We start from the raw sequence: 19,373 nt of genomic DNA on the forward strand, positions 1-19,373 counted from the left end.
CTTCGCCAGGTCCGGCGTCGCCGGGCCGCTGGCGCGCCTGCCATGGCGCCGTGTCGCCTCGGAGAGGATGCCGGATGGAGTCGTTGATCGTGTTGGGGGTCTTGGCGGTGCTGGCCGTGCCGGTGCTGCTGATCGTGGTGCTGGTGATGCTGGGCGGCGTGCGCCGGCGGGTGGCGGCGCTGGAAGGGCAGGTGGCGCAGCTGCGCGGCAACGCGGTGCAAGCACCGTTCGCGGGCACGACGGTCGCGGCCGAGCGCGACGCGGCCACCGCCGACCTCGGCGCCGACGCCGGACCCCGCGCCTGGCCCGAGCATCCCGCCGATGCGGTGGCGCCGGCCACGGTGGCGCCGACCGCACCGGTGTCGCCACCGCCTGCGCCACCGCCGCTTCCGCAGACCATGCCGCAGCCGCAGCCATACGCGGCGCGCGGCGCCCAGGCCGCCGACGCGGCGGACGCCGCGGGCGTGCAAGCGGGTCCGCCGCCTGTCGCGGCGCCGCCGCGCGGCCCGGATCCGGTGGAGCGGCTGTTGGGCGGCATCAAGCGCTGGTTCACCGAAGGCAACGTGCCGGTCAAGATCGGCATGCTGGTGCTGTTGGCCGGCGTCGCCGCGCTGTTGAAATACGCCGGCGACCAGGGCTGGCTGCGCATGCCGATCCAACTGCGCTATGCCGGCATCGCCGCCGCGGCGCTCGCCGGCCTGGGCTTCGGCTGGCGCCAGCGCACCCGCAAGCGCAGCTTCGCGCTGGCCCTGCAAGGCGGCGCGATCGGCGTACTGCTGCTGACCGTGTTCGCCGCGTTCAAGCTGTCGGGCCTGATTCCGGCCGGCGCCGCCTTCGGCCTGAGCATCGTGCTGGTGGCGGGCATGTGCGTGCTGGCGGTGGTGCAGGAATCGCGCACGCTGGCGGTGCTGGCGACGCTGGCCGGATTCCTGGCGCCGATCTGGCTGTCCACCGGCAGCGGCAACCATGTCGGCCTGTTCTCCTACTACGCGGTGCTGAACGCGGCGGTGTTCGCGATCGCCTGGTACCGGCCATGGCGGGTGCTCAACCTGCTCGGGTTCGCCTTCACCTTCGGCATCGGCACGCTGTGGGGCGTGCTGCAGTACCAGCCGGCGAAGTTCGCCAGTACCGAGCCGTTCCTGCTGCTGTTCTTCGCCTTCTACCTGCTGATCCCGATCCTGTACGCGCGCCGGCAGCCGGCCGAGCGCGGCGACCTGATCGACGGCAGCCTGGTGTTCGGCACGCCGCTGGTGGCCTTCTCGCTGCAGGCGGGCCTGCTGCGCGGCGAAGGCCTGCCGCTGGCGCTGTGCGCGCTGGGCCTGGCGGCGCTGTACGCGCTGCTGGCGGCCGCGCTGCTGCGGCGCGCGCGCTTCGCGGTGCTCGGCCAGGCCTACGCGGTGCTGGCGGTGGGCTTCGCGACGCTGGCGGTGCCGTTGGCGCTGTCGGCGCGCGCCACCGCCAGCGTGTTCGCGCTGGAAGGCGCCGGCCTGGTCTGGCTGGGCTTGCGGCAACGGCGCTGGTTGCCGCAGCTCAGCGGCGCCGGCCTGCAGATGGCGGCGATGCTCGGCTTCGCGTTCGGGCTGGACATGGCCGGGCACGACACCCATGCGGTGGCCAATGCCACGTTCATGAGCGGCGCGCTGATCGCCGTCGCCGGCTTCGCCAGCGCCTGGAGCTACCGCCGCGCGGGCGCCGTCCTGCCGGCGCTGGGCTACTACCTGTGGGGCCTGGCGTGGTGGTGCGCGATCGGGGTCGCCGAGATCGCGCGCTTCGTCGAGTTCGCCGCGCGCGCCGATGTCTGGCTCGCCTTCGTCGCGCTGACCGGCTGGCTGGCGGCCGAAGTGCATCGGCGGCAGCCGGCGCGCGCGCTGGCGGCGACCACGCTCGGCGCGCTGTTGCTGGCGCTGCCGTTGGCGCTGTTGCAGGCCGATGCGCACGGGCAGCCGTTCGCCGGGCATGGCGTCTGGGCCTGGGCGCTGTTCGCGGCGCTGGGCGTGCGCAGCCTGATCTGCCTGCGTGGCAGTGGCGGCGGCGTGGCCAAGGCGGCGCAGTTCGTGTGGTGGCTGCTGTGGCCGGCGGTGCTGGCGCTGTCGGGCATGTGGCTGGCGCAGCGCTTCGCCTTGGCCGAAGGCTGGCAGTGGGCCGTGCTGCTGGCACCGTGGCTGCTGGTGGCGGCGCTGTCCCTGCTGCGCTGGCGCTGGCTGGCCGCGCCGCTGGGCGCGCCGTTCGATCCGTGCCGCGGTGCGCTGCAGGGCAGCTATTTCGGCCTGCTCGGGGTGGCCTGGCTATGGACCCTGTGCGTACCTGGCTCCAGCGCGCCGTTGCCGTGGGTGGCGGTGCTCAATCCGCTGGAACTGAGTCAGCTGCTGGTGCTGGTATTGGCGGCGCGCTGGCTGTGGTCGCCGACCGCGCCGGCGGCGTTGCGCGCGCGCCGTCTGCCGCTGCTGGCCGGTGGCGGCTTCCTTTGGATCACCAGCGTGACCCTGCATGCGGTGCATTACTGGGGCGGCGCGCCCTGGCACGGACTGCTCGCCGACGGCGTGGCGCAGACCAGCCTGACCGTGGCGTGGAGCGTACTCGGCGTGCTCGGCTGGGTGCTCGGCTCGCGGCGCCGGCAGCGCGGCCTGTGGCTGGCCGGTGCGCTGCTGATGGCGGTGGTGCTGGGCAAGTTGCTGCTGGTGGACCGCGGCAACCTCGGCAACGTCGCCGGCATCGCCTCGTTCATCGCCTACGGCCTGCTGTGCACCGTGGTCGGCTACTTTGCGCCGGCGCCGCCGCGCGCCACCGAACCGGCCGAGGAGGCCCATCCATGAAACGCCTGATGCTTCCCGCGCTGCTGCTGGCCCTGTCGCCGCTGGCGGCATCCGCCGCCAGCCAGCGCAGCGACTATGCGCGGCAATGGCCGCTGACCCTGCAGGATCCGGATGCCGGCGCCTATCGCGTGCAGCTCGACGACGCGGTGTACCGCAGCGCGCATCGCGCGTCGCTGGGCGACGTAGAAGTGTTCAATGCCGCCGGCGACGCCTTGCCGTCGGCGCTGTTCGCCGCCGAACAGGCGCAGGCCACGCCACGCCGGCAGACGCTGCCCTGGTTTCCGCTGCCGCCAGCGACCGCCGCCGGCGACGACGGCCTGGAACTGATCGCCGAACGCGACGCCGACGGCAGCGTGCGCCGCATCCGCACCCGGGTCGGCGGCACTGCCGCGAGCGCCAGCGAGGCCGGATGGCTGATCGATGCCAGCGCGCTGCGCGAACCGCTGCGCGCGCTGTCGCTGCAATGGGACGCCGATGCGCAGCCGCGGCAGGGACGGTACCGGGTCGAGGCCAGCGACGATCTGCGCGACTGGGAGTTGCTGGTGCCCGAGGCGACGCTGGTCGACCTGAGCAACCAGGGCAATCGCCTGCGGCAACTGCGCATCGCCCTGGACAGCCGCGCGCGCTACCTGCGGCTGCTGCCGCTGTCGCCGGCACCGCTGCCGCGGCTGACCGGCGTGGAGGCCGAACTGGCCCCGGCGCCGGTCGTCGCCGACTGGCACTGGCAGCAGTTGGATGCGCTGCAGGCCGATCCGGCGCAGCACAGCTTCGAGTTCGCCTCCCCCGGCCGCTACCCGGTCGCGCAGCTGGATATCGCGCTGCCCGGCAACAGCGCGATCGAATGGCGCGTGCAGAGCCGCGACGACGCCGAGGCGCCCTGGCAGGACCGCGCCGGGCCGTGGGTGGCCTACCAGGTCGGCAGCGGCGCCGGCCGTTCGCCGCCGCAGGCGCTGGCGCAGCCGGTGCGCGATCGCTACTGGCGGTTGCTGGCCACGCAGGATCCGGGCCGGCAACGGCCGGCGCTGCGCCTGGGCTACCAGCCCGAATCGCTGATCTTCCTCGCCCAGGGCACGCCGCCGTACGCGCTGGCCGCCGGCAGCGCGCGCACCCAGCGCGCCGACACGCCGCTGGCGGCCACCCTGCAGGCGCTGCGCGAGCAGCGCGGGCCGCAATGGGCGCCGGCCACCGCCAGCCTCGGCGTGGCGACCCCGCTGGCCGGCGCCGCCGCGTTGCAGGCGCCCGCGCCGGCGCGCGACTGGAAGACCTGGCTGCTGTGGGGGCTGCTGGTCGCCGGCGCGCTGCTCGTGCTGGGTTTCGCCTTCAGCCTGTTGCGCAGGCCCGCGGCGAACGACGCGGGTTGAGCGATCCGCCGCCGCGCCGTTGCGCGCGGCGGTGTTGGCGCGCGTGCGCGATCGGCTCGGCGCCGACGGCTGCGCGCGCAAGCGTCGCGCGGGCCGCGATTTGCCGCTGCGCGGCAAACGCCGGACAATGCGGAGCTTCGTCGCCAGCGCGCGATGGCCGCGGGCGCCTCCACCGGGCGTTGCGCCACTGCCGCCCACGCTGCGCGCAGGACGTCCTTTTCCTCAGCAACCCCACGATAGCGAGCAACCCACATGCCCATCCTGCGAATGACCGATCTCGACCTGTCCGGCAAGCGCGTGCTGATCCGGCAGGATCTCAACGTGCCGATCGACAACGGCCAGATCACCTCCGAGCAGCGCATCCTGGCCTCGGTGCCCACGCTGAAGCACGCGCTGGAGCAGGGCGCGGCGGTGATGGTGACCTCGCACCTGGGCCGCCCCAAGGAAGGCGTGTGGACCCAGGAGGATTCGCTGGAGCCGGTCGCCATCCGCCTGGCCGCGCTGCTGGGCGTGGACGTGCCGCTGGTCCGCGACTGGGTCGACGGCGTGGACGTGCAGCCCGGCAACATCGTGTTGCTGGAGAACTGCCGCATGAACGTCGGCGAAGGCAAGGACGATGAGGCGCTGGCGAAGAAGTACGCCGCGCTGTGCGACGTGTTCGTGATGGACGCGTTCGGCACCGCGCACCGCGCTCAGGCCTCGACCCACGGCGTGATCAAGTTCGCTCCGGTGGCGGCGGGCGGCCCGCTGCTGATGGCCGAGCTGGACGCGCTGGCCAAGGCGCTGGAGCACCCGGCCAAGCCGCTGCTGGCGATCGTCGCCGGCAGCAAGGTCTCCACCAAGCTGGAACTGCTGTCCAACCTGGTCAACAAGGTCGAGCAGTTGATCGTCGGCGGCGGCATCGCCAACACCTTCATCGCCGCGGCCGGGCATCCGGTCGGCAAGTCGCTGTGCGAGCCGGACCTGCTCGACACCGCGCGCCAGATCGTCGCCGACGCCAACGCGCGCGGCGCCGCGATCCCGCTGCCCACCGACGTGGTGGTGGCCAAGCAGTTCATGCCCGACGCCGAGGCCACGGTGAAGGCGCTCACCGACGTCGCCGACGACGACCTGATCCTGGACATCGGCCCGCAGACCGCCGCGCACTACGCCGAGCTGATCGCCAAGGCCGGCACCGTGGTCTGGAACGGCCCGGTCGGCGTGTTCGAGTTCGATGCCTTCGGCAAGGGCACCGAAACCCTGGCGCGCGCCATCGCCGCCTCGCCGGCGTTTTCCATCGCCGGCGGCGGCGACACCCTGGCCGCGGTCGACAAGTACGGCATCGCCGAGCAGGTCAGCTACATCTCCACCGGCGGCGGCGCGTTCCTGGAATTCCTGGAAGGCAAGACCCTGCCGGCGGTGGCCGCGCTGCAGGCGCGCGCGGCGTGAGCGCGGCGACCCTGTTCTTCGATCTGGACGGCACCCTGGTCGATTCGGAGATCGGCATCGTCGGCAGCATCGCACATGCCTTCGCGCAACTGGGGCAGCCGGTGCCGACGCCGGACGCGTTGCGCGACTGGATCGGTCCGCCGTTGCGCGACAGCTTCCATGCGCATTTCGCCGATCCGGCGCTGGTCGAACAGGCGCTGGCGCTGTACCGCCAGCGCTACGACGCGCAGGGCTGGCGCGAACACACCGTGTTCCCGGCCATCGGCGCGGCGGTCGAGGCGCTGGCCGCCGCCGGACACCGCTTCGCGGTGGTGACCTCGAAGAACGAGCGCTTCGCCCGGCGCATCGTCGAGACCTTGCCGTTCGCCGCGCATTTCGAAGAGGTCGTCGGCGCCAGCGACGACGGCCTGCGCCGCTTCAAGTCCGACCTGATCGCCGAGGCGCTGCGGCGGCTGTCGCTGCAGCCGGCGCAGTGCGTGATGATCGGCGACCGGCGCATGGACATCGAAGGCGCCAATCACCACGGCATGCGCAGCATCGGCGTGCTGTGGGGCTTCGGCGACGCCGCGGAGCTGCGCCAGGCCGGCGCCGGCGCGTTGGCGCAGGAGCCGGCGCAGTTGCCGCAATTGCTGGCCTGAGGCGGAAGGTTGGGCCTGGGTGGCGCGGCGGCGCCGTCTGGTCGCCTCCTCCTCCTCCTCCTCCATGGGCCGCGACCGCGTCCCGATGCCATGACGACGTGCCTGCGCGCGTTGCTGCAGAAGTGGCGACAGTGGCCAACCCAGGCACGGTCTGCCGCCCATGTGGCGCATGGCGCGCGTCGCGCGTGAACATCCATGAACACGCGGCCAAGTCCGCATACTGTCCCGCACTGTCCGCAAGACATGCGCGAATCGGTGGCGGTCTATAGCGATTCGCCATCCTGCGGTCGCGGCGCCTGTGCTAGGTTTAGCGGCTTTTCCACGGAATGATGCCGTCATGATCGAACGCCAGCGCCGCACCAAGATCCTCGCCACCCTCGGCCCGGCGACGGATCCGCCGGGTGTGCTCGAGGACCTGTTCCGCGCCGGGGTCAACGTCGTGCGCCTGAACTTCTCGCATGGCGACCCGTCCGGCCAGGCCAAGCGCGCCGCCGAAGTGCGCGCCGCCGCGCAGCGCGTGGGCAGCGAAGTGGGCATCCTGGCCGATCTGCCAGGCCCGAAGATCCGCATCGAGCGCTTCGCCGCCGGCAAGGTGTCGCTGAAGGCCGGCGCGCGCTTCGACCTGGTCGCCGACGCCAATGCGCCGGCCGGCAACGAACACGAGGTCGGGGTCAGCTACCTGGGCCTGCCCAACGACGTCAAGCCGGGCGATGTGCTGCTGCTCGACGACGGCCTGCTGCAGCTGCAGGTGGTCGAGGTCGACGGTGCGCGCATCGTCAACACCGTGCTCAACGACGGCGTGCTGTCCGACCGCAAGGGCCTGAACAAGCAGGGCGGCGGCCTGTCGCTGGGCGCGCTGACCAAGCGCGACGAGGAACTGATCGGCATCGTCGCCAAGATCGGCGTGGACTTCATCGCGGTGTCGTTCTGCCGCAACGCGCAGGACATGCACGACGCGCGCCGCATCGCCCAGTCGCACGGCTGCAACGCCGCGCTGGTATCCAAGATCGAGCGCACCGAGGCGATCGAGAACCTGACCGAGATCGTCGAGGCCTCGGACGTGGTGATGGTCGCGCGCGGCGACCTTGGCGTGGAGATCGGCGACGCCGAGCTGCCCGGCCTGCAGAAGAAGATCATTCGCGAGTCGCTGGCGCAGAACAAGGTGGTGATCACCGCCACGCAGATGCTGCAGTCGATGGTCGAGAACCCGATCCCGACCCGCGCCGAGGTGCTGGACGTGGCCAACGCGGTGATCGACGGCACCGACGCGGTGATGCTGTCGGCCGAGACTGCCGCCGGCGCTTACCCGGTCAAGGCGGTGCAGGCGATGGCGCGGATCTGCTTGGGCGCCGAGCGCCAGTTCGAGATGGATACCGACTTCGAGGCCGCGCAGCGCAACCTCGAGCGCGCCGACCAGGCGATCGCGATGGCGACGATGTTCCTGTCCGAGCACATCGGCCTGAGCGGCGTGGTCACCCTGACCGAATCCGGCGGCACCCCACGCTTCCTGTCGCGGTTCCGTTCGAAGATGCCGATCTACGCGTTCACCCGCCACGACGGCGCGCGCCGCGGCATGGCGATGATGCGCGGCGTGTTCCCGATCAACTTCGACAGCCGCGGCCTGACCCCGCGCGAAGCGGCGCGTGCGGCGATCCGCCTGCTGGTCGAGGCCGAGCGCATGGGCCCCGGCGACCGCGTGGTGTTCACCAGCGGCGAACACATGGAAACCCACGGCGCGACCAACACCCTGCGCCTGCTCGAAGTCGGCCCCGACGGCCGCGCCAGCGGCCTGGGCGAGCTGTAACCGCGCCGGCGTCGCCACGCCGGCCCACGACCGCGCGCTGCCTGCCTGGCAGCGCGCGGTTTTTTTGCCCCGGCTCCAGCGCGGCACTTCGCTGGACGTGCGAACGAGACAGGGAGACGCCGGCAGCACACAGTGCCTCGGCACGCCGGTCCCTAGGGTTTTTCCGGGCTCGATGACGGCGGGCGGGATGTGGCAATGGCCGCGGGCGATGTGTTGACGGGCAGGCACAGCGCCGCGGTGATCAGTGCCAGGCTCATGTGACACAGATAGATCGCATCGAAATCCGAACGCTGCAAGCTGCCGCTGCCGAGCAGCAGCACGGTCAGCGCCACCCCCATGACCGAGCCGATTTGCCGTACCGCCTGATTGACGGCGCCGCCGACGGCGTAATGCTCTGCCGGCAAACGGCTCACCGCGGCGCCGGACAGTGACGGCATGACCATGCCCACTCCGATCCCGCTCAACAGCATCCCAGGCAGCCACTGCGTCACATAGGCCGGTTCGGTGCCAGGCACCAGAAAGAACCAGACGGCGCTGGCCGCATAGATCAGGCAGCCCGCCAGCAGCAGCGGGCGGTGTCCATGCCTGGCCGCCACCCGGCCCGAGAGCGCCGCCGCCGGAACGACCATCAGCGGCCCCGGCGCCATCGCCACGCCCGCCAGCGGCAACGGATATTTCCAGATCGCATTCATGTAGAAAAAGAACGCGAAGAACATCATCGCGAACGCGATGCCAAAGCTGAACGTGGCGAGATTGACGTAGCGATAGGTCGCGTTGCGAAACAAGCGCAAGTCGACCAGTGGGGCAGGGGCGATCCTCGCCCAAACGACAAACCCGACGATGCTCGCCAGTCCGATGCCCGCAGCCGACAGCAGGTTCTGCTGCGACCAGCTAGGCGACTGCGCTTGCACGATGGACAACGCCAACGCGCCGATGCCGACGACCAGCAGACACATGCCGACCAGGTCCAGCGGGCGCCTGGTGGTTGGCTGCCTGGATTCCTGCAGCAGCGCCGCGCCGCACCAGATGGAGAAAATTCCCAATGGAACATTCAGGTAGAACGCCCATTGCCAACCAAGCGCGGCGATCACGAACGATCCCATGCTGGGACCCACGGCCGCAGCCAGGCCGCCGACCGCGCCCCATAGACTGACCGCGACGGCGCGCTTGCTGAGCGGAAATGCCGCCAGCAAGAGCGACAGCGATGCGGGCGTGAGCAATGCGGCGCCCATCGCTTGCAGGCCCCGGGCAATGACCAGCCATTGCACGCTCGTGGCCAAACCACAGGCAACGGAGGCCGCCAGGAACAGCGCGACGCCAAGGAGAAATATCTTCTTGCGTCCATGCGTGTCCGCCAATCCACCCGAGGGGATCAACATCGCGGCATAGACCACGGTGTACGCATTGATCACCCACGACAGGTCTGCTGCGCTGGCCTGCGCAAATCCCGCCCGCAAGGCGCTGAAGGCGGCAAACAGCAGCGTGCCGTCCATCGAGACAAGAAACACCGCCATGCTCACCACCCAGAACACGGGCCACGGCGAAGCGGTGCTGGGTGGCTCGCCAGGCAAGGCTTGGCCCTTCGCGTGGGCCATGGCGTTGTTCGAGTCGCTTTTCGCGTTTTGCATGGTAGGTCGCCGCGGCGTCACCTCAGGCCAATCCGAAGGTCTTTCTCAGGCCTCTTTCGACCGGGCCGGCAGGCATGAATCGGCGCAGTTTGGCCAGCAGCGCGGCCTCGCCGTTGGGCGTGCGGCGCATCTTCCAGGTTCCCAGCGCCGCATCGAGGATCGTGCCGGCCACGCCCTCCGGATCGGGGGCGTTCAGGACATTCTTCTGAATGGCTTGGGACGCGATACCACACTCCCTGCTGTAGTCGGCGATCTTGGACGCCGTCTGCGGCGCATTGAGATCCAGGTTGGTCTTGGTAAAGGACGGCTCCACAAGCGTCACGCGAATCCCGAATTGGCGGACCTCGTGGTCCAGCGTTTCCGAGAGGCCTTCGATGGCGTGCTTGGAGGCGGAATAGAGCGCCATGTAGGGTGCGGGCAAAAAGCCCAGCACCGAGCTGACGTTGACGATCCGGCCGTAACGTCGCTCGCGCATGTGCGGCAGCACCGCCTGGATCGTGCGCAGCAGGCCGAAAAGGTTGGTGTCGAACAACGTCTGGGCTTCCGCGATCGACGTTTCTTCCATTGCGCCGAGCAAGGTCACACCCGCGCTGTTGATCAGCACGTCGATACGGCCGGCTTGCGCAATGATGTTCCGGATGCCGCGTTGCACCGATGCTTCGTCGCGAATATCCATCTCGACGAGCACAACGCCGGCTATCGCCTGCGCTGTTCCGACATCGCGGACGGTTCCGAAGACCTGGCAGCCTTGTTTGGCGAATTTCACCGCAGCGGCGCGCCCGATGCCCGATGACACGCCGGTGATGACAACGACCTTGGAGGTTTCCATGGCAGTTCCTTTCGTGGGTTGAACGGGGGGGAGAAAACGGTCAGTCTTGCGAAGGAACTGGCTTGATCTTGAACCAGATGGAATACATGGCCGGCAAAAACACCAGCGTCAGAATCGTCCCGGCGAGCGTGCCGCCGATCAGCGTGTAGGCCAGCGTTCCCCAGAACACCGAGTGGGTCAGCGGGATGAAGGCCAGGATCGCGGCCAGGGCCGTCAATATCACCGGTCTTGCGCGTTGCACGGTGGCTTCGACGACCGCATTGAACGGACGCAATCCTTCCTGTTCGTTGTGATGGATTTGCCCGATCAGGATCAGCGTATTGCGCATCAGGATGCCCGACAGCGCGATCAGGCCGACCAGCGCATTGATGCCGAACGGTTGCTGGAAGATCAGCAAGGTTGGCACCACGCCGATCAAGCCGAGCGGACTGGTGGCGAAGACCATGACCATGGCCGCGATCGAACGCACCTGCAAGATGATGACGAGCAGGGTGAGCGCGATCATGATCGGGAACAGCGGCAGCATCGCCGTGGTGGCCTTGCCGGCCTCTTCGATCGAACCGGCCTGTTCGATCCGGTAGCCGGAGGGAAGCTTCTGGATGATCGGTTGCAACTGCTTCAACACCGCGGTGGAAACGTCCGGCGGCTGCAAGCCTTCGGCGATGTCGCCGCGCACCGTGATGGTCGGCGTGCGGTCGCGGCGTCGCAGGATCGGATCTTCCGTGCGGACATCGACGCTGCCCACCTGCGACAGCGGAATGCGTTGGCCCGCCGATCCGACCAATGTGAAGCCGGCGATCTTCGCCGGATCGAGACGGATGTCGCCGGCGGCGCGGCCAATCACCTGCACCGAGCGGATATCCTCGCGCACCTCGGTCAGCGGCGCCCCGCTCAGCAGGAATTGCAACTGCGAGGACACGGCGGTGGAGGTCAGCCCGACGGCCTGGAGTCGATCCTGATCGAGCGTGAGGTGCAAGGTCGGAACACGCGGCCCCCAATCCGTGTTGACGGTGCGCATCATCGGACTGGCGTGCATCACGCTTTCGACTTCATTCGCGATCGCGCGCAGCTTGTCCGGGTCCGGCCCCATCACGCGGTACGCGACGGGAAACGGCGAGGGCGGGCCGAACACGATCTGGGTGACGCGCACCCGCGCCTCGGGCGCCAACCCGTCGGCCACCGCCCGGCGCAGCCGGAACTTGAGGGCTTCCCGCTCCTTGTCGTCGCCGGCGAGGACCACGATCTTGGCGAACGCCGGGTCGGGCAGTTCGGGCGCCATGGCCAGGAAGAAGCGAGGCGCGCCCTGGCCGACGTAGGACGTGACGATCCTGGCTTCCTTCTGCTTCGCCAGCCAGGCTTCGACCTTCGCCGCCGCGGCGCTGGTTTGCGCGATGGAGGTGCCGTATGGCATCTGCACTTCGACCAGCACCTCAGGTCGATCGGACGTGGGGAAGAACTGCTTTTTGACCAGGCCCATGCCGACGACAGCCAGCACGAACGTGCCGACCACGGCGCCGGCGACCAGCCATTTGCGTGCGATGACGCGCTCGAGCACCTGCCGGAAGCGGTTGTAGTTGCGGGTGTTGTAGATGGCCTCGTGTCCGCCCTCGACTTTCTTGATATCGGGCAGCAACTTCACGCCCAGGTACGGCGTGAACGCCACCGCCACCACCCAGGAAACGATCAGCGCGATGCCGACGATCCAGAACATGTTGCTGGTGTATTCGCCTGCCGTGGAACGGGCGAATCCATTGGGCATGAAGCCGATGGCCGTGACCAGCGTGCCGGAAAGCATTGGCGCCGCGGTGTGGCTCCAGGCGTAGGCGGAGGCTTTGCTGCGGCTGTAGCCTTCCTCCATCTTCACCACCATCATTTCGATGGCGATGATGGCGTCGTCCACCAACAGGCCCAGCGCCAGGATCAGCGAGCCGAGCGTGATGCGGTCGAAGTTCTTGCCGGTGGCCGCCATGATCACGAACACGGCCGCCAGCGTCAGCGGCACCGCTGCCGCGACCACGATGCCGACGCGCCAGCCCATGCTGAGAAAGCACACCACCATCACGACCAGCAGCGCGACGAAGAACTTGACCATGAACTCGTCCACCGCCGAGCGGATATTGACGGCCTGATCGGTGACGTTGGTCAGTGCCATGCCCAGCGGCAGTTCGGCATTGATCCTGGCGACTTGCGCCTCGAGTGCCTTGCCGAGATCAAGCCCATTCCAGTCGTCGCGCATCACCACGCCCAGCAGCAGCGTCGGCTCTCCGTTGTTGCGCACCAGGAAGGTGGCCGGATCTTCATAGCCACGCTCGACGGTCGCCACATCCGACAGCTTCAGGGTCCGGCCTTGCGCCACGACCGGGGTCTGGCGGATCTTCTCCAGGTTGTCGAACGCACCATCGACGCGAACGAGGACCTGCGGTCCCTTGGTCTCGATGGAGCCTGCGGGCGTCAGCACATTCTGGCTGTTGAGCGCGGCAAAGATGTCCTGCGGAGCGACGCCCAGCGTGGCCAGGCGATCGTGGGAGAACGAGACGAAGATGCGTTCGGATTGTTCCCCGATGATGTTGACCTTTTTCACCCCCGGAACGTGCAGCAACTGCTGGCGCAGCGATTCCGCATCGCGCGCCAGTCGGCGCTGCGGTTCGCCTTTGGCCTTGAGCGCAAAGAGGGCGAACGTCACATCCGCATACTCGTCGTTGAGCATCGGGCCGATGACGCCGGCAGGCAGTTTCTTGGCCTCGTCCCCCAGCTTCTTGCGCGCCTGATAGAACTCTTCCTGGATCGCCGAGGGCGGCGCGCTGTCGCGCAGGGAGAGCATGGTGACGGCCAGGCCGGGGCGCGTGTAGGTTTCCGCGCGGTCGTACCAGCGCAATTCCTGCAGGCGCTTTTCCAGCGGTTCGGCGACCTGATCCTGCATTTCCTGCGCCGTTGCGCCCGGCCAGGCGGTAATGACGGTCATCTGCTTGATTGTGAACGGCGGGTCTTCCGCGCGTCCGAGCTTGAAGAACGCGAGGATGCCGGCCACCGAGACCAGGAAGATCAGGAACAGCGTGACGGAACGCTCGCGGACCGCAAGCGCCGAAAGATTGAAGCGCCCCTCGCTCATGGACGCTCTCCGGCCGCCATCGCGTCGCCCTGGCCCATCGGCCTGACCGCCTCGCCTTCGCGAAGCAGGTGCGCACCGAGCGATGCCACCTGGTCGCCGACCTTGAGATCACCTTTCACCTGCGCCACGTCGTCCGACAGGCCTAGCACCTGCACGGGGCGCCACACCGCTTTTGCAGGCTTGCCTTCGATGGTCCACACACCCGGCCCCTTGCCTGGATCGAACAATGCGCCGATCGGGACCTGCAGCGATGGCGTGGATGCCTCGCCGTCCTGGATAGCGACGGTGACGGTGGCGCCCAACGGCGCCTGCGCCAGTGCACCGCCGAGCACATACCTGGCTTCGTAAGTGCGGGTCACACGATCCGCGGCATCGGAAAGCTGCCGCAGCGTTGCCGGTTCGGCGGACTGCCGGTTGCCGTACAGCGTCGCTTGCGCGGTCGATCCTATGACTGGCCGCAGCGTCTCGGGCAGATGCACGATGGCTTCGCGCTGGCCGGCCCGTGCCAGGCGCACGACCGGCTGCCCGGCGCTCACCACTTGCCCCGGCTCGGCAAGCGTCTCGACCACGACGCCATCTGCATCGGCAAGCAGGAGCGCATAGCCCGACGCATTCCTGGCGACGTCGGCCTGCGCTTCGGCGGCCTTGAGTTGCGCGCGCGCGGAGTCGGCCGCGGCTTTGATTTGATCGTATGCGGATGCCGACACAGCGCCTTCGGCGACCAGGTCGCGGTAGCGCGCTTCATCGTCGGCGGTTTGTTTCGCGCGCGCTCGCGCCGCGGCCACCGCTTCCTGTTGCGCTTGCGCCTGCAAGCCGAGGTCGATTGGGTCCATCCGCATGAGCGGCTGGCCGCGCCGGACGGTCTGCCCCGTATCGACGAGGCGTTCCAGCACCTTGCCCGAGACGCGAAAGCCCAGGTCGCTTTGAACCCGGGCCGCCACGACCCCGCTGAACGCGCGCGACGTGGCGGGTGCACCCTCGACGGTCCCGATCCTGACTAGCGGAGCCTCCGTGCGCGGGTCGGAGGGGTGGCCGTCACCGCATGCCGTCAGGGCAAGCGGCAACAGGCAAACGGCAAAGGAAGCGAGCTGGCGCCGGAACATGGGAACCCTTCTTGGCGAAGAAAACGTGTTCCCATCTTATACTTGTGACCAATCTAGTCAATAGTCACATCGTTCGGATTACGGTGCCAGGCTGCGCAGTATCAGGTTGGATAGCTGGGCCGTCGCCTCGGCCGCGTTGTCCAGGTTGTGCTGCAGCTGCAGCGGATTGATGTACGGACGCATGACCAAGTAGATGGCATTGACCGTTTCATCCAGCGGGGTCTTTCGCTCGAATTCCCCCGCTTGGCGGCCATCGCGCACGATCTGCAGCACCATGGCCTTGAGCCGGTCTTCGTATGCGCCAACAGACGGCCACGACTCGCTGGCCGAGGTCGCGGCGATGTCGTAGAGCTTGCGATCGTGGAAGAACAGATAGCTGCCAGCCTCCACCACGGCCTTGAACACCCGGCGCAGTCGCTCGGGGGCGGCGGGAACGTCGGCCACGGCGTCATCGACGGCGGCCATGATGGTGCTCAGGCGATTGGCGCAGATGACCTCGCCGATCGCCTGTTTGGAGTCGAAGAACTTGTAGATATAGGCCTTGGAGAAGCCGATCGCCTTCGCCAGATCGGAAACGGTGGTTTTCTCATAGCCGTAGCGGCCGAAATAGTCGGTCGCCGCCTCGACGATCTGGGCGCGGACGTCATGATCCGAAGGCCCCCGAAGTTGGGGTGCGGGAGTGTGTGCTTTCGTCATTGCGCCAGCTTACCGGTGGCACCCATCATTGACAACAAGTGACCATTTTGTATTATGGTCACGACGTGTCCGCCTCCTAAGGATCCTCATGTTGCCCCGTCGTTCCTTTGCGCTTTTCCTCTGCACCGGCCTGATGGCCGGTTGCGCGGCAGGCCCGGACTATCGTCGTCCGGATGCGCCCCTGCCGAGCCATTACATGGGGCAGGCCGAACCGGGGCGTGCTGCATCCGCCTCCGAACTGGCGGCCTGGTGGCAGGGGTTCGACGATCCGCTGCTTGCGCACTTCGTCTCCTTGGCGCTCGACCAGAACCTTGACCTGGCGCAGGCCGCCGCCCGTGTCGGCCAGGCGCGCGCCGGACTTGGCGCCGCCAATGCGGCCTTGCGTCCGGCGGGCGCGATCGACGGTTCGGCCGCTCGCGCCCGCCAGTCGCTCGAAACCCCGCTGGGACAAGTGCTCGCGTCCACGCCCGGATACGACAGGTGGGGAAATGCATACGAAGTCGATCTAGGGGCGAGCTGGGAGCTGGATGTTTTCGGTGGCCGGCGGCGTGGCCGGGAAGCGGCACTGGCCGACTACCAGGCCTCGCAGGCCGGGGCCGTTGCGACACGGCTGGCGGTCGCTGCGCAGACAGCGGACATCTACGTCGCCATTCGAGGCTTGCAGGCCCGCCTCGGCATCGCCCGCCAGCAGGTCGAGATCCAGCAAGACCTGCTGGCGAAGGTCAATCTGCTGTACGGCAAGGGACTGGCTGCCGACTACCAGGTCCGGCAGACGGAGGGTGCGTTGTCGCAGGTGCAAGCGACGCTCCCCGTGCTGCAGGCGGGGCTCGATGCATCGATGAATGCATTGGACGTGATGCTCGGTGTTCCGCCAGGCACGCATCGCCCCGAACTCGAAACCGTCGCCCCGATTCCCGCAACGCCGCGAATCGCCGAGATGGGGTCGCCGGCCGACCTTCTGCACAGGCGCCCCGACCTGATCGTGGCCGAACGCCGGCTTGCCGCGTCCAATGCCCGCATCGGCGAGGCGGTCGCCGAGTACTATCCCAAATTCTCGCTGAGTGGCTTGCTGGGCAGCGCCACGGCGATTTCCAGCGGCAATCTCTTCAGCAGCGGCGCCAGCCAGACGTCGGCCGTGCTGGGGTTGAGGTGGCGCCTTTTCGACTTCGGCCGCATCAGTGCGCAGATCGATCTTGCCAAGGCGCAGGATGCCGAAGCATTGGCCGCATACCGCCAAGCGGTTCTTAGCGCGACCGAGGATGTCGAGAACGCTTTTTCGGCATTGCTCAATCGCGGGGAACAGGCCGCGACGTTGGCGCAAGGCGAGGCCGCGCTTTCTCGTGCAAGGGCATCCTCCTTCGCCGCCTATCGGCGAGGGGCCGCGAGTCTGATCGACGTGTTGCATGCCGACGCGTCGCTTTTGCAGGCATCGGACGCGAGAGCGCAGGCGCAGACCGAATCGGCGCGTGCCGCCGTCGCGGCATTCAGGGCGCTTGGAGGCGGCTGGCAGCCCACGCGATCGGACACGATGATGGCCCGCTAGTGCGTGGGCAAGCCAGCATTGGCGTCACGCGGTATCCGGCGACAGGTCGCAATCCAGGTGGCAGATCGGCACGGAACTACGTCCTCCGCGCTGCTTCCTCGCCGTAGCGGAAGAATCCGGCTTCGCCCGCGCTCGGATGGGGTGCCCCGATCTCATGCATGCCCGGCGCCTTCAGGGCGAAGGACGCCGGATTCGGGAGGGGCGGCGCGGCTGGCACCGTGCCGCCGAAGCCAGGCGAGGGGAGGAGGATTTTCCGCCGGCGGCATCGCGTCCACCGGATGGAAACGGTTGCAGGCATTCCGTGAAGGAATGGGCGGCGTTCGCCGCGATATACTTGCGTTTTCCCCCCGTGCCATAGGAATTCCATGAGCATCGAACAGCTTGCCGAAACCGCACAGGCGATGGTCGCCCCGGGCAAGGGCATCATCGCGATCGACGAATCCACCAGCACGATCGCCAAGCGCTTCGCCGGCGTCGGCATCGAGAATGTCGAAGAGAACCGCCGTGCCTACCGCGAGCTGCTGCTGACCACGCCGAAGCTGAGCGACCACATCTCAGGCGCGATCCTGTACGATGAGACCATCCGCCAGAAGACCAAGGACGGCGTGCCATTCCCGAAGTACATGGCCGAGCACGGCATCATCCCCGGGATCAAGGTCGACAAGGGCACGCATCCGCTGGCCGGCATGCCGGGCGAGCTGATCACCGAAGGCCTGGACGGCCTGCGTGCGCGCCTGGAGGAGTACTACAAGCTCGGTGCGCGCTTCGCCAAGTGGCGTGCGGTGATCACCATCGGCGAGGACATCCCGTCGGGCGTGTGCATCGAGACCAACGCGCATGCGCTGGCCCGTTACGCCGCGCTGTGCCAGGAGCAGGGCTTGGTGCCGATGGTGGAGCCGGAAGTGCTGATGGACGGCGACCACGACATCGAGACCTGCTACGAGGTCACCGAAGCCACGCTGCGTTCGCTGTTCGGTGCGCTGTACGAGCAGAACGTGGTGCTGGAAGGCACCATCCTGAAGGCTTCGATGGTCATCGCCGGCAAGGGCTGCGACGAGCAGGCCAGCGTCGAAGAAGTGGCCGAGTCCACCGTGATGTGCCTCAAGAGCACCGTGCCGGCGATCCTGCCGGGCATCGTGTTCCTGTCCGGCGGGCAGACCGACGAGCAGTCCACCGCGCACCTCAACGCGATGAACCAGCTCGGTACCCTGCCGTGGCCGCTGAGCTTCTCCTACGGCCGCGCCATGCAGCAGGCCGCGCTGAAGCTGTGGTCGCAGGACATGAAGGGCAACTTCGCCAAGGCGCAGCAGGTGGTGTACGAGCGTGCCAAGGAGAACGGCCTGGCCGCGCTGGGCAAGTGGCAGGGCTGAGGTCGGACCTGTCGTTGCAGTGAGCGAGAACGCCGGCGCATGCCGGCGTTCTTCGTTTCGCGGCGCCCGCCGCGTTTCGCGTTGCAGCCTTCGTTCGAACCCGCTATCCGCTCGGCGTACTTCGCTCAGCGAACCGGGCACAGCCGTTGCACGAGGTAGTCGACGAAGCACCGAACCCGCGCCGGCATGTGCGTCCCGCCGACGAACACCGCGTGGATCTCCTCGCCGTCGCCCGGATTGAACGCCTGCAGGAGCGCCACGAGTTGGCCGGCCTGGATCGCGTCCTGCGCGGTTTCGGCGCATACCCGCGCGATGCCGAGGCCTTCGATGGCGAGCTGGCGTTGCGTCTCGCCATTGTTGGTTTCCACGCTGCCCTTGATCGGCAGCGCGTAGTCGCGCCCCTCCTTGCGGAACGGCCAGGTCGGGGCGGCGCGCTTGAAATTGAAGCCGATGCAGTCGTGCTGGAGCAGATCCTCCGGGACGAGCGGCGTGCCGCGGCGCCCCAGATACTCGGGCGAGGCCACGATCACCTTGTGGGTCTGGCCGAGCTTGCGCGCGGTCAGCGGGCTGTCCGGGAGCGGGCCCAACCGCACCGCGACGTCCGCCTGGCCTGCGGCGATGTCGACGACGGCATCGGTGGAGATCACTTCGAGCAGGATGCCGGGATGGCGCTGGATGAAATCGGCTAGCAGCGGTACCACGAACATGCGTCCATACGTGAGCGACAGGCTCACGCGCAGCCGCCCCTTGGGCGCGCTCTGATCGGCGATCAACTGCTCGGTCTCTCGCAGGTCCGCCATGATCCGCCGCGCGGACGACAGGTAGGTCGCGCCTTCCGGCGTCAACGTCAGCGAGCGCGTCGTGCGCAGCAGCAAGCGCACGCCAAGGCGCGCTTCGATCCGGTCGACCACCCGGGCGATGGACGATGGCGCCAATTTCAGCCGTCGCCCCGCTGCCGAGAAGCTGCCGGCCTCGGCCACCAGGGTGAAGACTTCCAGGTCGGCGATGTCCATCTGGGCACCTGTGCGAAAAACGCAAAGGATTTTACGGC

General features: G+C 68.3%; 13 protein-coding genes. 7 read left to right on the plus strand and 6 right to left on the minus strand.

The genetic code is table 11. From position 1 onward, the window contains the following. Positions 1-74: 74 nt before the first annotated feature. The 5 genes from AB3X07_RS05635 to pyk all read left to right on the plus strand — a co-directional run bounded on the left by AB3X07_RS05635 (position 75) and on the right by pyk (position 8,044). A complete protein-coding gene (locus tag AB3X07_RS05635) occupies positions 75-2,813 on the plus strand; it encodes a DUF2339 domain-containing protein (RefSeq protein ID WP_369943464.1) in 2,739 nt (912 codons plus the stop codon). After that, positions 2,810-4,174: a DUF3999 domain-containing protein gene (locus tag AB3X07_RS05640; protein ID WP_369943465.1), complete on the plus strand. Its 1,365-nt coding sequence runs from the start codon at positions 2,810-2,812 to the stop codon at positions 4,172-4,174. Before AB3X07_RS05635 ends, AB3X07_RS05640 begins: the two co-directional genes overlap by 4 nt. A 252-nt stretch (positions 4,175-4,426) precedes the next feature. Next, positions 4,427-5,602: a phosphoglycerate kinase gene (locus AB3X07_RS05645; RefSeq protein ID WP_369943466.1), complete on the plus strand. Its 1,176-nt coding sequence runs from the start codon at positions 4,427-4,429 to the stop codon at positions 5,600-5,602. After that, on the plus strand, positions 5,599-6,240 hold the full coding sequence (locus tag AB3X07_RS05650; protein ID WP_369943467.1) for an HAD-IA family hydrolase: 642 nt from the start codon (positions 5,599-5,601) through the stop codon (positions 6,238-6,240). Before AB3X07_RS05645 ends, AB3X07_RS05650 begins: the two co-directional genes overlap by 4 nt. Before the next feature lie 337 nt (positions 6,241-6,577). Further along, entirely contained in the window at positions 6,578-8,044 is a 1,467-nt protein-coding gene (gene pyk / locus AB3X07_RS05655; protein ID WP_369943468.1) for a pyruvate kinase, read from the plus strand. 152 nt (positions 8,045-8,196) lie between these two features. Here the strand turns inward: pyk and AB3X07_RS05660 are convergent, their stop codons facing one another. The 5 genes from AB3X07_RS05660 to AB3X07_RS05680 all read right to left on the minus strand — a co-directional run bounded on the left by AB3X07_RS05660 (position 8,197) and on the right by AB3X07_RS05680 (position 15,409). Further along, complete coding sequence (locus AB3X07_RS05660) at positions 8,197-9,672, minus strand: DHA2 family efflux MFS transporter permease subunit (protein ID WP_369943469.1); 1,476 nt, start codon at positions 9,670-9,672, stop codon at positions 8,197-8,199. A 22-nt stretch (positions 9,673-9,694) separates the two neighbouring features. Beyond that, entirely contained in the window at positions 9,695-10,501 is an 807-nt protein-coding gene (locus AB3X07_RS05665; protein ID WP_369943470.1) for an oxidoreductase, read from the minus strand. 40 nt (positions 10,502-10,541) lie between these two features. Continuing rightward, positions 10,542-13,610, minus strand: coding sequence for an efflux RND transporter permease subunit (locus AB3X07_RS05670; RefSeq protein WP_369943471.1), 3,069 nt, complete (start codon positions 13,608-13,610; stop codon positions 10,542-10,544). Beyond that, positions 13,607-14,713 (minus strand): efflux RND transporter periplasmic adaptor subunit, encoded by a 1,107-nt coding sequence (locus AB3X07_RS05675; RefSeq protein WP_369943472.1) that lies wholly within the window; start codon positions 14,711-14,713, stop codon positions 13,607-13,609. Before AB3X07_RS05675 ends, AB3X07_RS05670 begins: the two co-directional genes overlap by 4 nt. 78 nt (positions 14,714-14,791) lie before the next feature. Next, on the minus strand, positions 14,792-15,409 hold the full coding sequence (locus AB3X07_RS05680; RefSeq protein ID WP_369943473.1) for a TetR/AcrR family transcriptional regulator: 618 nt from the start codon (positions 15,407-15,409) through the stop codon (positions 14,792-14,794). 88 nt (positions 15,410-15,497) lie between these two features. On the opposite strand from AB3X07_RS05680, the gene AB3X07_RS05685 reads away from it, so the two are divergent. Further along, the gene (locus tag AB3X07_RS05685) at positions 15,498-16,952 is read left to right on the plus strand and encodes an efflux transporter outer membrane subunit (RefSeq protein WP_369943474.1); all 1,455 of its coding nucleotides are present in this window, start codon (positions 15,498-15,500) and stop codon (positions 16,950-16,952) included. 365 nt (positions 16,953-17,317) lie between these two features. Then, positions 17,318-18,322 carry a class I fructose-bisphosphate aldolase gene (locus tag AB3X07_RS05690; protein ID WP_184411910.1) on the plus strand — a complete coding sequence of 335 codons (1,005 nt, stop codon included), beginning with the start codon at positions 17,318-17,320 and terminating at the stop codon, positions 18,320-18,322. Between the two features lie 125 nt (positions 18,323-18,447). On the opposite strand, the gene AB3X07_RS05695 is transcribed toward AB3X07_RS05690, so the two are convergent. Continuing rightward, positions 18,448-19,335, minus strand: coding sequence for a LysR family transcriptional regulator (locus AB3X07_RS05695; protein WP_369943475.1), 888 nt, complete (start codon positions 19,333-19,335; stop codon positions 18,448-18,450). Positions 19,336-19,373: the final 38 nt, after the last annotated feature.

It is taken from the genome of Xanthomonas sp. DAR 35659 (genome assembly GCF_041242975.1).
Lineage (GTDB): Bacteria > Pseudomonadota > Gammaproteobacteria > Xanthomonadales > Xanthomonadaceae > Xanthomonas_A > Xanthomonas_A medicagonis.